Here is a 16,587-nt window from a genome sequence, read left to right as displayed (position 1 = left end):
TAAATGGTTACGCGGCCCTTGGCTAGGCGTCAGGCCGGAGCCGTGGCCTCCCCCTGGAAACGCTTCCGGAGAAGGACGGTCGCGACGATCGCCCCCACCGCGAACACGACCGAGCACCAGAGCGCCCAGCGCCAGCCGTCGACGGCTCCGCCGGAGGCCGCGGCGAAGTGGGCCGCCACCGAGGTGACCACTCCCACCCCCACGGCCAGTCCCAGCTGCTGGGAGACGTTGAGCAGCGCGCCGGCCGTGGCCCGCCGCCCTTCCTCGGCGCCGTTCGTGCCGGCGATACTCGTCGTGACCAGGGCGATGATGTGGCCGAACGCGTTCACGGAGGTGCCGATCAGGACGAGGGCGAACCCGTAGCCTTCCGGCAGGCCCACCATGATGAGAATGCCGGCCGTCTCGATGACGATCCCGCACAGGAGGACCCGGTAGAGCCCGAAGCGCTCGACGTACCTGCCCGCGTAGATTCCGACGACGATGGCGATCGCGCCCGAGACCGCGAACGTGAGGCCGGTCTGGAGCGCGCCCAGACCGAGATGCGTCTGCAGGTAGAGCGTGAGGACGAAGAGCATTCCCCCGTAGGAGCAGATCAGCAGGACGTTGACCAGGTTGGCCGCGCCGATGGCGGCCGTGTGGAAGATGGAGATCGGCACGAGGGCGTTGTCCTTGCGGGACTCCACCCAGACGAAGAGGGCGACGGCCGGCACCGCGACCGCCGCGCAGGCGAGGATCGGGACCGACGACCAGCCGTACTTCTCCCCTTCGGTGAGGGCGAACACGAACGCGACCATGCCCACGGTCGCCAGGACGACGCCGGTGAGGTCGAGGTGGCGGGACGCGTGCCTGTCCCGGCTCTCCTCAAGATGCGCTCTGGCCAGCAGACCGAACGCCACGACGATGGGCACGTTGATCAGGAAGACGGACCTCCATCCGGCGAACTCGGTGAGGACGCCCCCGAGGACCATGCCCGAGACGAATCCCGCCGACAGCGCCGACCCGTAGATGCCGAGGGCGCGCTCCCGTGGCGGTCCTTCCGGGATGGCCGCCTGGAGGAGCCCCAGACCCGCCGGAGCGATGAACGCGGCGGCGACCCCCTGCAGGGCGCGGCCCGCGATGAGAGCCGCCGGCGACCAGGCGAGGCCCGCCAGCAGCGAGGCGAGCAGGAATCCGGCCAGGCTCCAGATGAACACCCGCTTTCTTCCGTACAGATCGGCGATCCTCCCCCCGAGAAGGAGGAAGCCGCAGAAGGCGAGCGGATAGGCGGAAAGAACCCACGCGACGCCTCCACCGGAGGAGAAGTCCATGGATTCGCGGATGCTCGGAGCCGCGACATTGATGATCGAATAGTCGAGGGCGACCAGGAACTGGGTGCCGCAGATGACCGTGAGCTGCCAGAGATGCCGGGACCGGAACGCGCTCTCATCCCTTCCGGCCGTGCGCGCCGATGCTTCCTTCATGGCGTATCCCCTCTGCTTCTGTCGACTGCGGGTCCGGATGTCTCCGCTGCGGTCCCGGCGCGTGGGCGCGGTGTTCCGCGTGGCGGCGACCGCCGTGCGGATGGGCGTCCGCGAGCGTGCCGGGGCCGAGGAACATGCGGTGGAGATGCGTCACGGCGTTGAGCACGTCGTGCTCGGCGCAGGTGATGGAGATGCGCCGGGCGCGGACGATCACGTCCGTCACGGTGACGCCGCGGGCCTTGAGCGCGTCCACGAGGAGCCGCACCTGCGGATGGTGGGCACAGAAACCGCAGCCCACCAGCGACACCTTCGCCATGGGGCCGGACCAGTGGCATCCGGTGAAGGCGTCGGCCGCGCGCAGGCCGGCGAGCGCCTCGTCCACCTTGTCCCGGTCGGCGGCGTTCACGATGAACCCCAGCGAACCGGCGGAGGCGTCGGCGGCCGGCTGGCCGAGCATGTCCACCGGCGGCATCGGATCGGCCAGCGCGGCGGCGATCGTGGTCAGGGCGCCGGGGTCGACCCCGTCGAGCCGGCAGCGGAGCTGACCGGTCCGGTGCGCCACGCCGACGGCGGTGAACCGCTCCCCGTCGAGCGGGGCGGCCGAGCGGAAGCCGGTCACCCAGGTGCCGGCGGCCTCGGTCGTGCTGGAGCGGACGTGCACGGGAACGCGATGGGCACCGGCGTACTCCACGCTGGGATGCGCGAGCACCGTGGCGCCGCAGGCGGCCAGCTCGGCCATGTCCTCGTAGAAGAGGCGGTCCACCTTGCGGGCGTCGGCGACGTGTCGCGGGTCGGCGGTGAACACGCCTTCGACGTCGGTGAAGATCTCGCACACCCTGGCCCGTAACGCCGCCGCCAGGGCGACGGCGGTGGTGTCGGAGCCGCCCCGGCTCAGGGTGGTGAGCTCGCCGTTGTCGGCGGACAGGCCCTGGAAGCCGGAGACGACGGGGACGTGGCCGTCCTGGACGCATTCGCGGATGCGTACGGGATCGACGTTGACGATACGCGCGCGGCCGTGCACTCCGTCGGTGATGATGCCGCAGTCGTGGGCGCTGAACGAGCGGGCGGGCACGCCCAGCTCGTGCAGCGCTATGGCGAGCGCGGCCGCGGAGGCCTGTTCACCGGTACTGAGCAGGAGGTCCAGCTCCCGGGCGTGCGGCGTGTCGGTGAGGTCCCGGGCCAGCTCGATCATGGAGTTGGTGGTGCGGCCCATCGCGGAGACCACGGCGACCACGGACCCGTCCGCGGCGGCGATGCGCCGCGCCACGCGACGGATCTTGCCCGCGTCACCCAGTGATGTTCCGCCGTACTTCTGTATCACCAGGTCCATTGGTTTCCTCTTCCTGCGCCACGACGATCGTCATCGCGTCTCCCGGCTTTCGCGTCGCAACTGGTCCGGCGTGCCGAGGCGGACCGATTCGGCCGCGGCCCGCCGGTAGTACAGCTGGGCGTCGTCGTCGGACCGCATGCCCGCGGCGCCGTGGACCTGCATGGTCCGCGTCGTGACGGTGCGGGCCAGGTCCGACGCCGCCGCGAGGTCGGCCGCCGCGTGCGCCGCCGCGTCGCGGTCGTGCACCAGCAGGCGCGTCGCGTCGATGTGCATCGACAGCTCGGCCAGCCGGAACGCCAGGCCCTGGAACTTGCCGATGGGCTGGCCGAACTGGCGGCGGGTCTTCGCGTAGCCGACGGCGTGGTCGAGCGCCGCCTGGGCCAGACCCACCAGGTACGCGGCCTGGCGCACCCGTGCGCCGGCCAGCGCCGCCTCCCACCGGGTGGGGTCGGCCCACGCGGTCACGGGGGCGCCGTCGAAGACGACCTCGTACGCCTCGCCCCGGCTCGTCTCCTCGTACCGGCGCGTCGTGATGGCGGGATGGCCGGCGGGCACGAGCGCCAGGCGCGGTCCGGCGCCGCCCAGAAGGAAGTGGTCCACCTCCGCGGCGAACCCGACGAAGGTCCGCCGCGCGGAGACCACACCGTCCTGCTCGGACAGCGGCTCGTCCGCCACCGCCAGCGCCACCGGGGACCGGCCTATGTGGTCGTCCCCGAGCAGTTCCCGCGCGGTGAGCGTGTCGAGCAGCGGGCCCTGGTACAGCACGGACCCGAGGAGCTCGGCCAGCCGCACGGCGTCGGGGCCGGACGCGTCGAGCGCGCCGAGCTCGGCCAGCCCCTGCCACACCATCGCGCGGGTCTCCCGGCTGTCGTCGTCGTCCCAGCCCTCCGCGCGCGGCCGGTCGGCCATCCGCCGTACCAGCGGGGCCAGTTCCTCGTCGAAGAAGTCGGCGATCATCGTGGTCATGACGGCAACCCCAGTTTCGATGTGGCGACGAAGAAGAGCATGATCTCCGAGGAACCCTGGGCGAGCGTGAGCCCCGGCGCCTCCCGGAACGCGGCGTCCAGGACGCCGTCGGCGATCGCGTCGGGATCGCGTGCGTCCAGCAGCGCCCGCGGCCCGAGGAGCTCGACCGCCGCCACCGACACCTCCTTGGCCGTCTCCGACGTGTACCATTTCGCGGTCGCCGAGTGGACCTCGTCGGGCCGGCCCTCGTGAAGGTTGGCCACGCACCGCCAGGCCAGGAGCCGGGCCGCGCGCACCCGCGTGTCCAGTTCGACGAGCCGCTGCTCGCACCCCGGCGGGGCGTGCTCGCGCAGCGCGGCCAGCGTGCGTTCCGCCTTGGCGGAGTGGTCGAGCCCGGTGCGCTCCAGCGGGAGCACCTTGCCCAGCACCTGCCAGCCGTCGTCGGCCTCGCCGAGCACGTCCTCGGGCCCGATCCGGATCCCGTCGAGCGTCACCAGGTCGAAGCGTTCCTCGGACAGGTTCCACACCGGCTCGATGACCACGCCCATGGACTGCAGCGGCACCAGGAACAGCGTGATCCCGGCGAAGTTCACCGGCCCGGTCGACGTGCGGGCCGCGCACAGCGCGAAGTCACTGTGCTGCGCCTTCATGTTGTAGATCTTCCGGCCGTGCAGGCGCCAGCCGTCGCCGTCGGGTTCGGCGCGCGTGGTCAGCGACGCCAGGTCGGACCCGATGTCCGGCTCGCTGAAGAGCACGTTGGCCGTGATCTCGCCGCGTGCGAGTCCCGGCAGGAACCGCTCCTTCTGCTCCTCGGTGCCGAACAGGTGGATGGCGTTCCCGACGATGTCGACGCCCAGCGAGTGCACGTTGTCGGGCACGCCGTGGCGGATCATCTCCTCGGTGAGGATCGCCTTCTCCACGATCGTGGCGTCCGCTCCGCCGTAGCGCTCGGGCCAGTTGATCGCGAGCCAGCCGAGCTTGCCCAGCCGCCGATGCACGTCGAGCAGACCGGACTCCTGCCCGTACGGCGTCCGCCGGGACTGCGCGATCTCCGCGCGCACCTCGTCCTCGCACAGGAGCTTGCAGACTTCTTCCCGGAAGTTGTCCTGTTCCGGCGTGAAGGCCGGGATCATCGGACACTCACCTCGCTCAATCTGTGGCGCATGGCCTCCGCCAGCGCCTCGATGTGTGGGGGCCGGAGCATGGTGTAGTGGTCGCCCGGCACCACCTGGATCTCGTCGGCGTAGGGCCGCCACCGGCTGAGCTTCTCGCCCTCGGACTTCTCGGCGCACAGCAGCACGACCCGGCTGTCCACCCGCGACGGACGGAACGTCAGGAGCGCGCGCACGTTCGCGGCGAACACCGGGAACCGCTCGGCCAGCTCGGCCTCGCCCGGTTCGGCGCCCATGGCCGCGACGTCGGAGGCGAACCACGCGCTCAGCTCGTCGTCGCCGGGACGGGACGGCGCGTCCGGGACGGCGGTGTCGAGCACGAACGTCAGCGCGACGTCGCCGTCCTGGCGTGCCATCTCCAGCGCCACCGCGCCGCCGACCGACCAGCCGCCCACGTGCAGCGGCCCGTCGGGCCGGGCCTCGCGGACCGCGGCCAGATAGGTGGCCGCGAGGTCCGCGAGCGAGCGTTCCCCGATCGCGCCGCCGTGCAGGCCGGGGTCCTCCAGGGCGCAGACCTGACGGTCGTCGCCGAGGAGCCCGGCCAGCGCGACGTAGGGGGCCACCGATCCGCCGGCCGCGTGCACCAGGAACAGCGGCGGCTCGGTGCCCGCCGGGCCGAGCGGCACGAGCGGGGACACCGTCCGGCCGGAGGGCCGCGGCCGCCCTTCCGGCGGCGCGGCCTCCTGCTGGGCGAGGACCTCCTCCCGCCGGCGCCGCAGCCGCAGGTCCAGCAGCGCGCGCCGTTTCTCCGCCAGGGCGGCGGGGTGTGACCCGGCCATCAGCTCGACTCCTTCAGCAGCCGATCGACCTCCTCTTCGGGCAGATCGGCGACCTGCGCCTCCAGCTTCGCCACCTCGTCCTCGCCGAGCAGCGCGTGCTGCGCGTCGTCGATCTGGGCGGCGAACTGGCTGAGCAGCGGGTAGCTGAACAGCCGCCGCGGGTCGAGCGTCACCTGGAAGGCGTCGCGCACCCGCGAGATCATCTGGGTCACCTGCAGGGAGTTGCCGCCGAGCAGGAAGAAGTTGTCCTGCGCGCCGACGCTGCCGGGGTCGAGGCTCAGCAGGCTCTGCCAGATCTCGGCCACCCTGCGCTGCGTCTCGGTGGTCAGCTCGGCCTGACCGGCGCCGCCGTCGGGGCGGGGGTCGGGCAGCTTCCCGTGGTCCACCTTCCCGGTCGAGGTCAGCGGGAGCTGGTCCAGCCGCACGTAGTCGGTGGGCACCATGTGCAGCGGCAGCCGCCCGCTCAGGAACTCGCGCAGCTCGTCCGGCTCGACGTCGCCGACCACGTACGCGGCCAGCCAGGCCGAGGGCGTGCCCGCGTCGCGTACGGTCACGACGCACTGCCGCACGCCGTCGAAGCTCTCGATGGCGTGCTCGATCTCGCCCAGCTCCACGCGCAGCCCGCGCAGCTTCACCTGGCGGTCGACCCGGCCCAGGAACTCCAGGTTGCCGTCACCGTTCCAGCGCACCAGGTCGCCGGTGGCGTACATGCGCTCGCCCGGGGTGGTGGCGAACGGGTCGGGCAGGAACTTCTCGGCGGTCTGGTCGGGCCGGCCGAGGTAGCCGACGGCCAGCCCGGCGCCCGCCATGTAGAGCTCCCCGGGCACGCCGACCGGCACCGGCCGCAGGCCCTTGTCCAGGACGTAGGCCCGCTGGTTGGCCATCGCCCGCCCGATGGGCGGCGTCCCTTCCAGCGGCTCCGGCGGGCACAGGTAGTCCACGCAGGTCACCGTGACCTCGGTCGGCCCGTAGCCGTTGTGGAACTCGCGTCCCGGCTTGCTCCACCGGTTGACCAGGTCGGGGCCGAACGGCTCCATGCCGATGAAGCACACCCGCAGGTCGTCCAGCTCGGACGGGTCGAGCAGCCCCAGGACGGCGGGCGGGATGTCCACCATCGTCACCCGCTCGCGGGCCAGCAGCCCCTGCAGCGCCTCCGGGTCGAGCAGTTCGGAGCGCGGCGCGCCCACGATGGTCCCGCCGGCGGTCAGCGTCGAGAACACGTCCGACACGCTCACGTCGAAGGCAGGGTTGGAGAACTGCAGGATCCGGTCGTCCGGCGTCACCGAGAACATCCGCTGGAAGGTGGTGCAGAAGTTCACCACCGCCCGGTGGGGGACCATGACCCCCTTGGGGGTGCCGGTCGAGCCCGAGGTGTAGATGACGTACGCCGTGTCCTCCTGCGCCACCTGCACGGAAGGCGGCGAAACCGGCCGTCCGTCGAGCGTGTCGGAGTCCAGCAGGATCCGTTCCACCTCAGCGGGCAGGCGGTCGGCGAGATCCGAGGTCGTCACCACCGCGGCCACGTCGGCGTCGCCGAGCTGGTAGGCCAGCCGCTCCGCCGGGTACTGCGGGTCGAGCGGCAGCCACGCCCCGCCCGCCTTGAGCACGCCGAGTTCGGCGGCCGGCAGGTCGAAGCCGCGTTCGAGCAGCACGCCGACCACGCGCCCCGGCGTCACCTTGAACTCCTCGACCAGCGCGTGCGCCAGCCTGCTGGACCGCTCGTCCAGCTGCGCGTAGGTCAGGTCCTCGCCCGCGAAACGCATCGCGACCGCGTCGGGCGCCTCGGCCACGCGCGCCGCGAACAGCTCGTGCAGCAGGCGCTCGTCGCGCTCACCTGGCTCGGGGTTCCACGCGGTGAGCACGCGCAGGTACTCGCTGTCGGGCATGATGTCCAGCGAGCTCGCCCGGGCGTCCGGCCGGGACAGCGCGTCGGCCATGACCGTGCTGAAGTGCTCCACCAGCTGCTCGATGCGCTCGTGGTCGAACAGCTCGGAGGAGTACTCGATCCACACGCCCAGGCCGCCGTCCGGCAGGTCGTTGATCTGGAACGTGATGTCGAACCGGGTCGTCTCCGGCTGCGGGGTCAGCATCTCGACCTCGACGCCGGGCAGGCGCCAGCGCGCGATCATCGGCTCGGGCAGCAGCGTGAACAGGTGGGCGACCAGCGGGTTCCGCCCCGGCAGCCGCTCCGGCTTGAGCTCCTCCACCAGGCGGCCGAACGGCACGTCCTGGTTGGCCATCGCCTCCAGGATGTTGTCGTTGGCGGCGTGCACCAGGTCGCGGAACACCGGATCGCCCTCCAGGTTCCCGCGGACCACCACCGTGTTGGCGAAGAACCCCATCATGGGCTCGACTTCCGAGCGGGTCCGCCCGGAGAGTACCGACCCGAGCGCGATGTCCTGCTGACCGGTGTAGCGGTTCAGCAGCACCTGGTAGCCGGCCATCGTCAGGGCGAGCAGGGAGACCCCCTCGGCCTGGGCCATGTCGCGGATCTTCCGTGCCAGGTCGTCGGGCAGGCGGGTCTCGTGGATGCGGCCGGCCCCGGTGGGCGCCGACGGGCGCTGCCGGTCGGTGCGCCACTCCAGCGGTTCCATGCCGTCCACCGCGGAGTGCCAGTAGTCGATCTGCTTGGCCGGTCCGTCGCTGAGCAGCCAGAGCCGCTGCCAGGCCGCGAAGTCGGCGGGCTGGAGGGTCAGCTCGGGGAACTCCGAGCCGTCCGGATCGGTGTAGCGGGCCGTCAGCTCCTCGGCGAACTGCCGCGAGGACCATCCGTCGATGACGATGTGATGCCAGACGATGGACAGCACGTGCTCCTCGGGGCCCAGCCGCAGCAGGGCGAACCTGTACGGCGGGTGGTTGCGCAGGTCGAACTCCTCGCGCACCTGCCCGTCGATCCAGTCCTGGACGGACTCCTCGGTCCCGTCGGTCACCGGCAGGTCCCACGTCTCGGGCGGCGGATCGACCGTCTGGAAGGGCACGCCGTGCTCGTCGCCGAACCGGGTGCGCAGGCTCTCGTGCCGCGTGACGATGCCGCGCAGCGCCTTGGAGAGGGCGGGCACGTCGAGAGGCCCGCGCAGGCGCATCGCGAACGGCACGTTGTACACCGGTGCGCCCGCGACCATCTGGTGCAGGAACCACAGGAACCGCTGCTGCTCGGCGATGGCCATCTTGCCCGTACGCGGGACGGGGACGATCCGCTCCCGCTCGGCCTTCTCCGCCACGCGCTGGCGGACCTTCCTCTCCAGCAGGGCGCGTCTGATGTCGGCTGCGTCACGCTTGTCGGGTGTGGACATGATCTCGTTCTCCTCCTTCACCGTCGCACGCTCATCGGGCGCAGGTCGGTCCACACCCGCGCGATGTGTGCAAGGCAGTCGCTCTTGCTTCCCTCCGCACCGGCCTCGCTCCAGCCGGCCGGAATCTCCCGGCCCGCGGGCCAGATCGAGTACTGCTCCTCGTGGTTGATCACCACGACGAATCTCTCTTCCATGACGCTCACCTTTCTTGTGGTACGAAGGCGTGAATGCCGGTCAGTTCACCGAGGTAGCGGTCGAGCGCCCTGAGCCCGTCCGTCTCCGGCCTGGCCAGCGAGGTCGCGTGGCGGCTGAACCGCCGGGTGTCGAAGTGCCGGGAGCCGTCGGTGAACATCCGGTCGAACTCGGCCGGTGCCGCGTCCTGGTCGGCGACCGGGGGCGGCAGCAGCAGGAGCAGCCCGGCGAGCCGCTCGTCGGACTCGGCGATGGCCTCCAGGCGGTCGCGGAACCGGGGGTAGCCGACCCGGTCGAGCGCGGACCGTTCGGCGAGCACGCCGAACGCCTCGGCGAAGCGCAGCCGGGCCGGCCACAGCACGTGCATGGCGCCGTCGGGCACCTCGATGTCGCCGGTGGCGGCGCGGGCCACGAACTCGGCGACCACGTCGACGGGCGTCACGTCGATCTCGGCCCCGGTCGGGAACACGCATCCGGTGCGCGCGCACGCGTACAACAGGTTGTGCGCCAGCGAGTCCGGGTTGGCCACGCCGGTCGCGCGGTGCGGCCAGACCTCGCCGAGGCGGTACACCACGGATCTGACGCCCTGCCGGTGCGCGTCGGCGAGCAGGGACTCGGCGACGTACTTCGATCGGTTGTAGCCGTCCGCGGCGACCTCCTCCGTCGCCGGGAGCCGGTCCTCGGTGACGGGCGGCGCGTCCGGCCCGGCGGGCGGGAAGATGCTCAAGGTCGACAGGGTGTGCACGCGCGCGCCGCCCGAGGCGAGTTTGATGATCTCCTGTACGCCGAGCACGTTGGCGGGGCGGTGGTCCAGATAGCCGGACAGGAAGTTCACCGCGCCCGCGGCGTTGACGACGCCGGACACCGTGGAGGCGATCGCGTCGAACCGCCGCTGCGGCAGGCCGAGCAGCTCGCTGCCCAGGTCGCTGGGGATCACCTCGACCCGTCCGGTCTTGAGCGCCGTGGGCAGCAGCTGCCAGGCGGACGTCAGCCCGTACTGTTCGAGGACCTCGGTCAGCCGCCGGGCGCCGTCGGCGGGGTCGGCGCACCGCACCAGGCAGATCAGCCCGGCGTTGGAGCGCGTCAGCAGCTCGGCCAGGACGTGTGCCCCGACGAAGCCGGTCGCGCCCGTGAGCAGCAGGGTCTGCGGCGGGCTCCAGGCCAGGTCGTGCCGGATGTAGGCGAGCTCGGCGCAGTCGTCGTCGACGCCCTGGGTGAGCCGCGCCGCCTGCGCGCGCACGGTCGAGGCGACGAGCAGGTCCCGGGGCGGCACCGGCTTCCCCAGCCGTTCGCTGATCGCGGCGGTGAGCCGGTAGGCGAGCAGCGAGGTGCCCCCGTAGTCGGAGAACGGCACGACCACCGAGACCTGCTCCAGGTCGAGCACGTCGCGCCAGGCCGAGCAGACCAGCTCCTCCATCGGGTCGGCCGGCGGCTCGACAGGCTCCGCCGGGCCTTCCTGCGTCGCGGTCTGGGCCACGATGAGGGCGGCCAGCGCCTTGCGGTCCGCTTTGCCGTTGTGGTTGAGGGGGAGCGCGTCGAGCACCACGATCCGGTGCGGCACCTGCTCGGCCGGCAGCTTCTCCGCCGCGTACCCGCGAAGCAGCTCCGGCGACGGCGGGTCGTCCGGCGAGCGCGGCGTGACGCAGCAGACGAGCGTGGACTCGGGCGCCTCGCCGAGCACGATCGCCACCGCGTTGCCCACGAGCGGATGGTCGGCCACGGCCGAGGCGACATCGCCCAGCTCGACGCGCACCCCGCCGAGCTTCACCTGTTCGTCGCGCCGGCCGATGAAGTACATCAGGCCGTCCTCGTCGACCCGTGCCAGATCGCCGGTCCGATAGAGCTTCTCACCCGGGATCTGGGGGAACGGGTTGGCCACGAGCACCCGCGCGGTGCGCTCGGGATCGTTGAGGTAGCCCGCTCCGACGCACTCGCCGCCGAGATACATCTCGCCGGGAGTGTTCACCGGGACGGGCTTGAGGTCGTCGTCGAGCAGGATCGCGGCGGTGTTGTCGATGGGCCGCCCGAGGGGGATCCGGTCGGCGTCGGCGTCCGTGACGTCGTGGAACACCGACCCGATCGAGCACTCCGTCGGCCCGAACGTGTTGGTGACCTCCAGCCCCGGCAGCAGCGCGCGCAGCCGGTGCACCACGCCGGCGCCCGCCGCCTCCCCGCCGATCAGCATGCGCCGCAGGCTCGACGTCGCCTCGCGCAGGTCCTCGCGCACCTCCAGCAGCGACACGAACGCCTCCAGCACGGACGGCACGAAGTCGGTCATCGTGACGCCGTAGCGGCCGATGGTCGTGGCCGTCTCCTCAAGGTCGAGGATGCCGTCGCGGTGCGGCAGCACGACCTGCCCGCCCGACACCAGCGGCCACAACACCTGCCACATCGAGGAGTCGAACGTGGACCGGCTGTTCTGCAGCGTCACGTGATCGGCCCCGTCACCGAACCGGCGCGACATGGTGGTCAGCCTGTTGACCAGGCCGCGGTGGTGGTTGAGCGCGCACTTGGGCGCGCCGGTCGAGCCGGAGGTGTAGAACCCGTAGATCAGGTCTTCCGGCCCCGGCGCGCGGCCGGCCGGCGGCGGTTTCCGGTCGGCCGGACCGGGTGGCTCCGCGCAGTCGACGATCACCGTCGGGAGGGCCTGCTCCAGTTCGCCGATGATGCCCGCGGTCGCCGGCGACACCACGACGACGGGCGGCGACAACTCGGCCACGATCGCGCGGAGACGGTCGACCGGCCAGGCCGGATCAAGCGGTACGAACGCCGATCCTGTCTTCATCACCCCGAAGAGCGAGATCGGGAATTCGGGCCCGTCCGCTATCAACACGGGTATCAATTGTCCGGCCCGGACACCGCCGCTGATCAGTCGATCGGCCGTCACATTGGCCCAGGCGTCGAGGTCGGCATAACTCACCGTGATGTCCCGATAGCGGATCGCGGGACGGTCCGGCGCGTTCTCCTTTTGTGCGTGGAACAGATCGAGGACGGTGCTCCGCCGGGGGAAATCGTGGTGCGGCCCAAGGAATAAGTGAATGGCGGCCAGATGGTGTTCGTCTGGATTCTCATGCGGTTGGCGTGTCATCGTGCTCCCGATGTTCTCGACGGCAACAGATCGTCGTTTCAGGCAGATCGGTGACCATTCGGATTTGTGGTTTCCGGACAGCGGAAACCGGTCCTTCGGCAGGCATGGCGAGGGTACTGGTGAGATTCGGAGTTTTCGGCGGCCGGGTACGGGCGCCGGAAATCCACAGAATTGCCCGCGGGCATGAGCGGCCCGCCGGATATCGCGAGCCCGGCCGATCAAGCGGGTGGCGCCTTCGGGCGTGCGCTGACCACGTGTTTCCTCCTTTCGTCAGACGACTGGAGTGCCGCACGTTCGAACCGAAGTAACCGATATCAGTTGGATTACAAGTTACTCACATCTTGGAACATGAGACCGGGATGCGCAACCCGGGTGTCGCCGCCGCGGGCCAGGATGCCGGTGCGCGAGGCGGTATGGCCTGCGGGAACGAGAATGTGCCGCGGACTGAAATCGGTGTGGAGCGACGACCGGGCCGGCCGGACGCCGTGCGGCGCCGGGCACGCCGGACAGGCACGGCCTGGGGGAAGTCGCGAAGAGCATATTCGGCGTTACCCGAGGCGGCGCGCGCCAATCTGCGGACGCGCTGTTTTGTGACAATCTGCCGAAGAGCGAAAAATGATCAGCGGATGGGCGCGAAATGATCGTCGTCTGTCAATGACCAGGTAAGCGCACCTCCCGGCCGGAAGAATGAGGCCGGAGGCGAGCCGTATCAGAACGCCTCGACGGCGCTGAAAATCGACAAGGGCCGGACAGTTCACGTCCGCGATCCCGGGCGCTCCGGACGTGAAGGTCCCGAATCCATGGGTAGGGTCGGTGACGGTCGGCCCATTCAGCGCCGGCATCGCGCCCCATCTGTCGACGTAAGGGGGAGTCGTGCGGCAAACCGGCGACAACGCACCTGTCGGATTATTCCAATCGGGAGGACTTTCCTCCCTGGCCGTCGGGGTCTGGCTTCGTGAACTGCCGACGCCGGCGAGGCACTATATCGCCGACATCGGCCAGGCGGATCCCCCGGAGTTGGACGCGCTCGCTTCTTCGGTGCGACGATTCGGGGACGAATCCGTGGTCGTGGATCTACGGCCGTCCATCGCCGCCGTGGCGTCGGATCTCCTGCGGTACCGCGCCCGCCACGACGGCGGCTACTGGAACACGACCGGCGCGGCGCGCTTCGTGCTCGTCAGCGGGCTCGCGCCGCTGATGCGGGCCGACGGATGCCGGGCACTCGCGCACGGCTGTGTCGGCGGGGGCAACGACCAGCGCCGCTTCGCTCGTTACGGCGCCCACGTCGCGCCGGACCTGCCGGTCGTCGAGCCGTGGACGGATCCGCGGGCGCTCGAACGGTTCCCCGACCGCGAGACCATGCTCGCGGCCGTCGCCGAGCACGGGCTGAGCCTCGACCCGGGCAGCGGCGCAGAACGGTCCACCGATGCCAGCCTGGCCGGCGTCTCGCACGAGTCGGCGGAGCTGGAGGACCTCGAAACGCCGGTCACCCGGCTCGACCCCCGGTGGAGCGCGTGGCCCGAGCAGGCCACGGCCGAGCCCGAGACCGTCACGGTCCTCTTCCGCGAAGGACGGGTCGCCGACCTCGACGGGAGCGGGCCCGACCCGGTCGAGTGGATGAAGCGCGCCAACGACCTCGGCGCGCGGCACGGGGTCTGGCTGCGCGACGTGGTCGAGCGGCGCATCATCGGCACGGTCTGCCGGGGCGTCTACGAGGCGCCCGGCCTGGAGCTGCTCGACCGCGCGTGGACCCGCGTCCTGCAGGCGAGCCTCGACGGGGCGAGCCGCGAGCTCTACGACCGGCTGTCCGCCGTCCTGGGCTCGGCGATGTACGAGGCGCGGTGGCTCGAACCCGCCGCGCGGGCGGCGCGGGAGGCGATGGACCGGCTCGTCGGCGAGATCGACGGCAGCGTGACCCTGTCCGTCCACCGGGGCGTCGTCCGGGTCGAGCGGATGAAGGTCGCCGGCCCCGTGGTGCGGCAGACCCGGTTCGGCTCCGGCGGGAACCGCTGGAGCTAGACGGCAAGAGAAGGCTTACAGACAAGGAAGGAGCAGGTGATGCGTGAGCGTCGATTCGGCCGGCTCGGCTGGAAGGTCAGCGAGGTCGGCTACGGGATGTGGGGGATAGCGGGCGGCGAGGGCGGCTGGACGGGCGCCGACGACCGGACCGGCGACACCGCGCTGGACGAGGCCGTGCGGCTCGGGTGCACCTTCTTCGACACCGCCTGGATCTACGGCCGGGGACACAGCGAGAGGATGCTCGGGCGGCTGGTCGAACGGCACCCGGAACGCCGCCTCCACCTGGCCACCAAGCCCCCGCCCATGGACCGCGCCTGGCCGTCCACCCGCGACTCCAAACTGTCCGAGGTCTACCCGCCCGATCACCTGTGGGAGTACCTGCACCGCAGCCTCGAAGGACTGGGCACGCCGTCCGTCGACCTGTTCCAGTTCCACGTCTGGGAGGACGCCTGGGCGCACGACGCGGCCTGGCAGGACGCGATCATCGAGATGAAGGAACGCGGGCTCATCAGAGGCGTCGGGATCAGCGTCAACCGCTGGGAGCCCTGGAACGTCCTGGAGACCCTGCGCACCGGGCTGATCGACACGGTGCAGGTCATCTACAACATCTTCGACCAGGCCCCCGAGGACGAGCTGTTCCCGGCATGCCGTGAGCTGGACGTCGCGGTGATCGCCCGGGTGCCCTTCGACGAGGGCACTCTCACCGGCACCCTCACCCGCGACTCCCGCTGGCCCGAGGGCGACTGGCGCAACACGTACTTCGTCCCCGAGAACCTCGTCCCGAGCGTGGAGCGCGCCGAACGGCTGGCGCGGATCGTGCCCGAGGACATGACCATGCCCGAGCTCGCGCTCCGCTTCATCCTCCAGAACCCCGACGTCGCCACCGTCATCCCCGGCATGCGCAACCTCACGCACGTACGCGCCAACATCGCCACCAGCGACGCCGAACCGCTGAGCGAGGAGCTGATGGCGCGGTTGCGCGGATTCCGCTGGGACCGCCGGCCCACGGAGTGGTCGCAATGAGCGCCGCGCGCAAGCCCATCCTGCTGTGGGCCGTGCCCCGATCGCGATCCACGGCGTTCCTGCGCGTCATGATCGAGCGCGGCGATCTGGAGGTGGCCCACGAGCCGTTCTCGTACCTCCAGGCGGACGGTCACGTCGAGTTCGCCGGCAGGCGGGTCACCTCGCCGATCGAGATGCTCGACCTGATGCTCGACGTCAGCGCCGGCGAGCGCCGGGTGTTCGCCAAGGAGACCTCCGACTACACCTACACGCCGCTGCTCGAGGACAAGCGCCTGTTCAGCGACGTCGTCAACACGTTCATGATCCGGGAGCCGCGGGCCGCGATCTCCTCGCACTACGCCATGAACCCCGGGGCCACCCTCGACGAGTACGGCTTCGAGTACCTGCACACCATCTTCGACGCCGTGCGGTCGGCCACCGGCGAGATCCCGCTGGTGATCGACGGCGACGACCTCGTGGCCGATCCGGAGCCGACGGTCCGGGCGTACTGCGAGCGGGTCGGGCTCGACTTCAAGCCCGAGGCGATGCGCTGGGAACCCGGTCGACGGGACAACTGGCGGCGCACCGACCAGTGGCACGCGGAGGTGGCCGAGAGCAGCGGGCTGGTGGCCGGGAAGACGCCCGAGCGACGTGAGACGCCCGACACGAACGAGCACCTGCGCCGCGTCGCCGAGCACCACCAGCCGTTCTACGACGCGCTCGCCCGCCACCGCCTCGCCGGTTGACGCAGATCCTCGTCGCGTTCGCGGTCGTCGAGCCCGGCTCGCCGTGAAACCGCTGGTGCCCGACCGATCAGCTGGCGAGGCCGCTGTCCGGCCGAAGAAGAGCGGGAATCGAATTCCTGAAGGTCGTTGCAGCCTGACCTTAATAGGTGTTTTACGTTAACACAGAAAGTCCGACTCCTCCAAAAATATATTCTTGTTGATGGGTGAATGATGTTGTACTCTCCTGAAGAGATCAATTCAGAACGATCGACTCTGATGGAGTGGCCGTGGCAGTTCATGAGCCCCCGCAGCGCAACCGCCGGTTGACTCGTCGCTTCTTCACCCGGGCCATGGGCGCCAGCGCGCTGGCCGCTGCCACGACCGTCGCCACTCAGGCGCGGCCCGCTTCCGCACAGGCCATCTGTGAATACCTGTGCTGCCGCCTGGTCTACTGCCCGACCTTCCCCTACAGCACGTGCGCGAACAACGCGTACTACATTTGGGGCTGCTATTCGGGGGCGTCCTTCTGTCAATGCTGTGAAGCCTCCGGAAGGGCCTCTA

The 16,587-nt window shown here is 70.7% G+C and carries 11 protein-coding genes; 3 read left to right on the top strand and 8 right to left on the bottom strand.

What is annotated here, in order from left to right; translation table 11 throughout:
• Positions 1–29 precede the first annotated feature (29 nt).
• Genes AB0K05_RS25905 through AB0K05_RS25870 form a run of 8 tightly spaced genes read right to left on the bottom strand, consistent with a single transcriptional unit; the run spans position 30 to position 12,280 of the window.
• Entirely contained in the window at positions 30–1,460 is a 1,431-nt protein-coding gene (locus AB0K05_RS25905) for an MFS transporter (RefSeq protein ID WP_364232339.1), read from the bottom strand.
• The gene (locus tag AB0K05_RS25900; RefSeq protein ID WP_148030675.1) at positions 1,423–2,790 is read right to left on the bottom strand and encodes an aspartate kinase; all 1,368 of its coding nucleotides are present in this window, start codon (positions 2,788–2,790) and stop codon (positions 1,423–1,425) included. Before AB0K05_RS25900 ends, AB0K05_RS25905 begins: the two co-directional genes overlap by 38 nt.
• A 30-nt stretch (positions 2,791–2,820) precedes the next feature.
• Positions 2,821–3,756, bottom strand: a complete 936-nt coding sequence (locus tag AB0K05_RS25895) for an acyl-CoA dehydrogenase family protein (RefSeq protein WP_364232336.1) — start codon at positions 3,754–3,756, stop codon at positions 2,821–2,823.
• Entirely contained in the window at positions 3,753–4,889 is a 1,137-nt protein-coding gene (locus AB0K05_RS25890) for an acyl-CoA dehydrogenase family protein (RefSeq protein WP_364232334.1), read from the bottom strand. Before AB0K05_RS25890 ends, AB0K05_RS25895 begins: the two co-directional genes overlap by 4 nt.
• On the bottom strand, positions 4,886–5,707 hold the full coding sequence (locus AB0K05_RS25885) for an alpha/beta fold hydrolase (RefSeq protein WP_364232332.1): 822 nt from the start codon (positions 5,705–5,707) through the stop codon (positions 4,886–4,888). The genes AB0K05_RS25890 and AB0K05_RS25885 overlap by 4 nt, the downstream gene beginning before the upstream one ends.
• A complete protein-coding gene (locus AB0K05_RS25880; protein WP_219547553.1) occupies positions 5,707–9,000 on the bottom strand; it encodes a non-ribosomal peptide synthetase in 3,294 nt (1,097 codons plus the stop codon). Before AB0K05_RS25880 ends, AB0K05_RS25885 begins: the two co-directional genes overlap by 1 nt.
• A 17-nt stretch (positions 9,001–9,017) precedes the next feature.
• Positions 9,018–9,194 carry an MbtH family NRPS accessory protein gene (locus AB0K05_RS25875; protein WP_364232330.1) on the bottom strand — a complete coding sequence of 59 codons (177 nt, stop codon included), beginning with the start codon at positions 9,192–9,194 and terminating at the stop codon, positions 9,018–9,020.
• Between the two features lie 5 nt (positions 9,195–9,199).
• Entirely contained in the window at positions 9,200–12,280 is a 3,081-nt protein-coding gene (locus AB0K05_RS25870) for an amino acid adenylation domain-containing protein (RefSeq protein ID WP_364232328.1), read from the bottom strand.
• An 873-nt stretch (positions 12,281–13,153) separates the two neighbouring features.
• Between AB0K05_RS25870 and AB0K05_RS25865 the strand changes: the two genes are divergently transcribed.
• From AB0K05_RS25865 to AB0K05_RS25855, 3 genes are read left to right on the top strand one after another with little or no spacing between them, the layout of a single operon-like run.
• On the top strand, positions 13,154–14,299 hold the full coding sequence (locus AB0K05_RS25865) for an argininosuccinate synthase domain-containing protein (RefSeq protein ID WP_364232325.1): 1,146 nt from the start codon (positions 13,154–13,156) through the stop codon (positions 14,297–14,299).
• Positions 14,300–14,338: 39 nt separating this feature from the next.
• Complete coding sequence (locus AB0K05_RS25860) at positions 14,339–15,322, top strand: aldo/keto reductase (RefSeq protein WP_364232323.1); 984 nt, start codon at positions 14,339–14,341, stop codon at positions 15,320–15,322.
• Positions 15,319–16,047 carry a sulfotransferase family protein gene (locus AB0K05_RS25855; RefSeq protein WP_364232320.1) on the top strand — a complete coding sequence of 243 codons (729 nt, stop codon included), beginning with the start codon at positions 15,319–15,321 and terminating at the stop codon, positions 16,045–16,047. Before AB0K05_RS25860 ends, AB0K05_RS25855 begins: the two co-directional genes overlap by 4 nt.
• Positions 16,048–16,587 lie beyond the last annotated feature (540 nt).

It is taken from the genome of Nonomuraea sp. NPDC049486, from assembly GCF_040676925.1.
GTDB classification, from domain to species: domain Bacteria; phylum Actinomycetota; class Actinomycetes; order Streptosporangiales; family Streptosporangiaceae; genus Nonomuraea; species Nonomuraea ferruginea.
Note: the sequence above shows the minus strand (reverse complement) of the source record. Positions and strands in the feature narration are given on the sequence as shown.

Coding starts and splice junctions, on each gene's coding strand:
- AB0K05_RS25895 (WP_364232336.1), bottom strand. CDS start 3,756: ATGACCACGATGATCGCCGACTTCTTCGACGAGGAACTGGCCCCGCTG.
- AB0K05_RS25905 (WP_364232339.1), bottom strand. CDS start 1,460: ATGAAGGAAGCATCGGCGCGCACGGCCGGAAGGGATGAGAGCGCGTTC.
- AB0K05_RS25900 (WP_148030675.1), bottom strand. CDS start 2,790: ATGGACCTGGTGATACAGAAGTACGGCGGAACATCACTGGGTGACGCG.
- AB0K05_RS25880 (WP_219547553.1), bottom strand. CDS start 9,000: ATGTCCACACCCGACAAGCGTGACGCAGCCGACATCAGACGCGCCCTG.
- AB0K05_RS25855 (WP_364232320.1), top strand. CDS start 15,319: ATGAGCGCCGCGCGCAAGCCCATCCTGCTGTGGGCCGTGCCCCGATCG.
- AB0K05_RS25875 (WP_364232330.1), bottom strand. CDS start 9,194: ATGGAAGAGAGATTCGTCGTGGTGATCAACCACGAGGAGCAGTACTCG.
- AB0K05_RS25870 (WP_364232328.1), bottom strand. CDS start 12,280: ATGACACGCCAACCGCATGAGAATCCAGACGAACACCATCTGGCCGCC.
- AB0K05_RS25890 (WP_364232334.1), bottom strand. CDS start 4,889: ATGATCCCGGCCTTCACGCCGGAACAGGACAACTTCCGGGAAGAAGTC.
- AB0K05_RS25885 (WP_364232332.1), bottom strand. CDS start 5,707: ATGGCCGGGTCACACCCCGCCGCCCTGGCGGAGAAACGGCGCGCGCTG.
- AB0K05_RS25860 (WP_364232323.1), top strand. CDS start 14,339: ATGCGTGAGCGTCGATTCGGCCGGCTCGGCTGGAAGGTCAGCGAGGTC.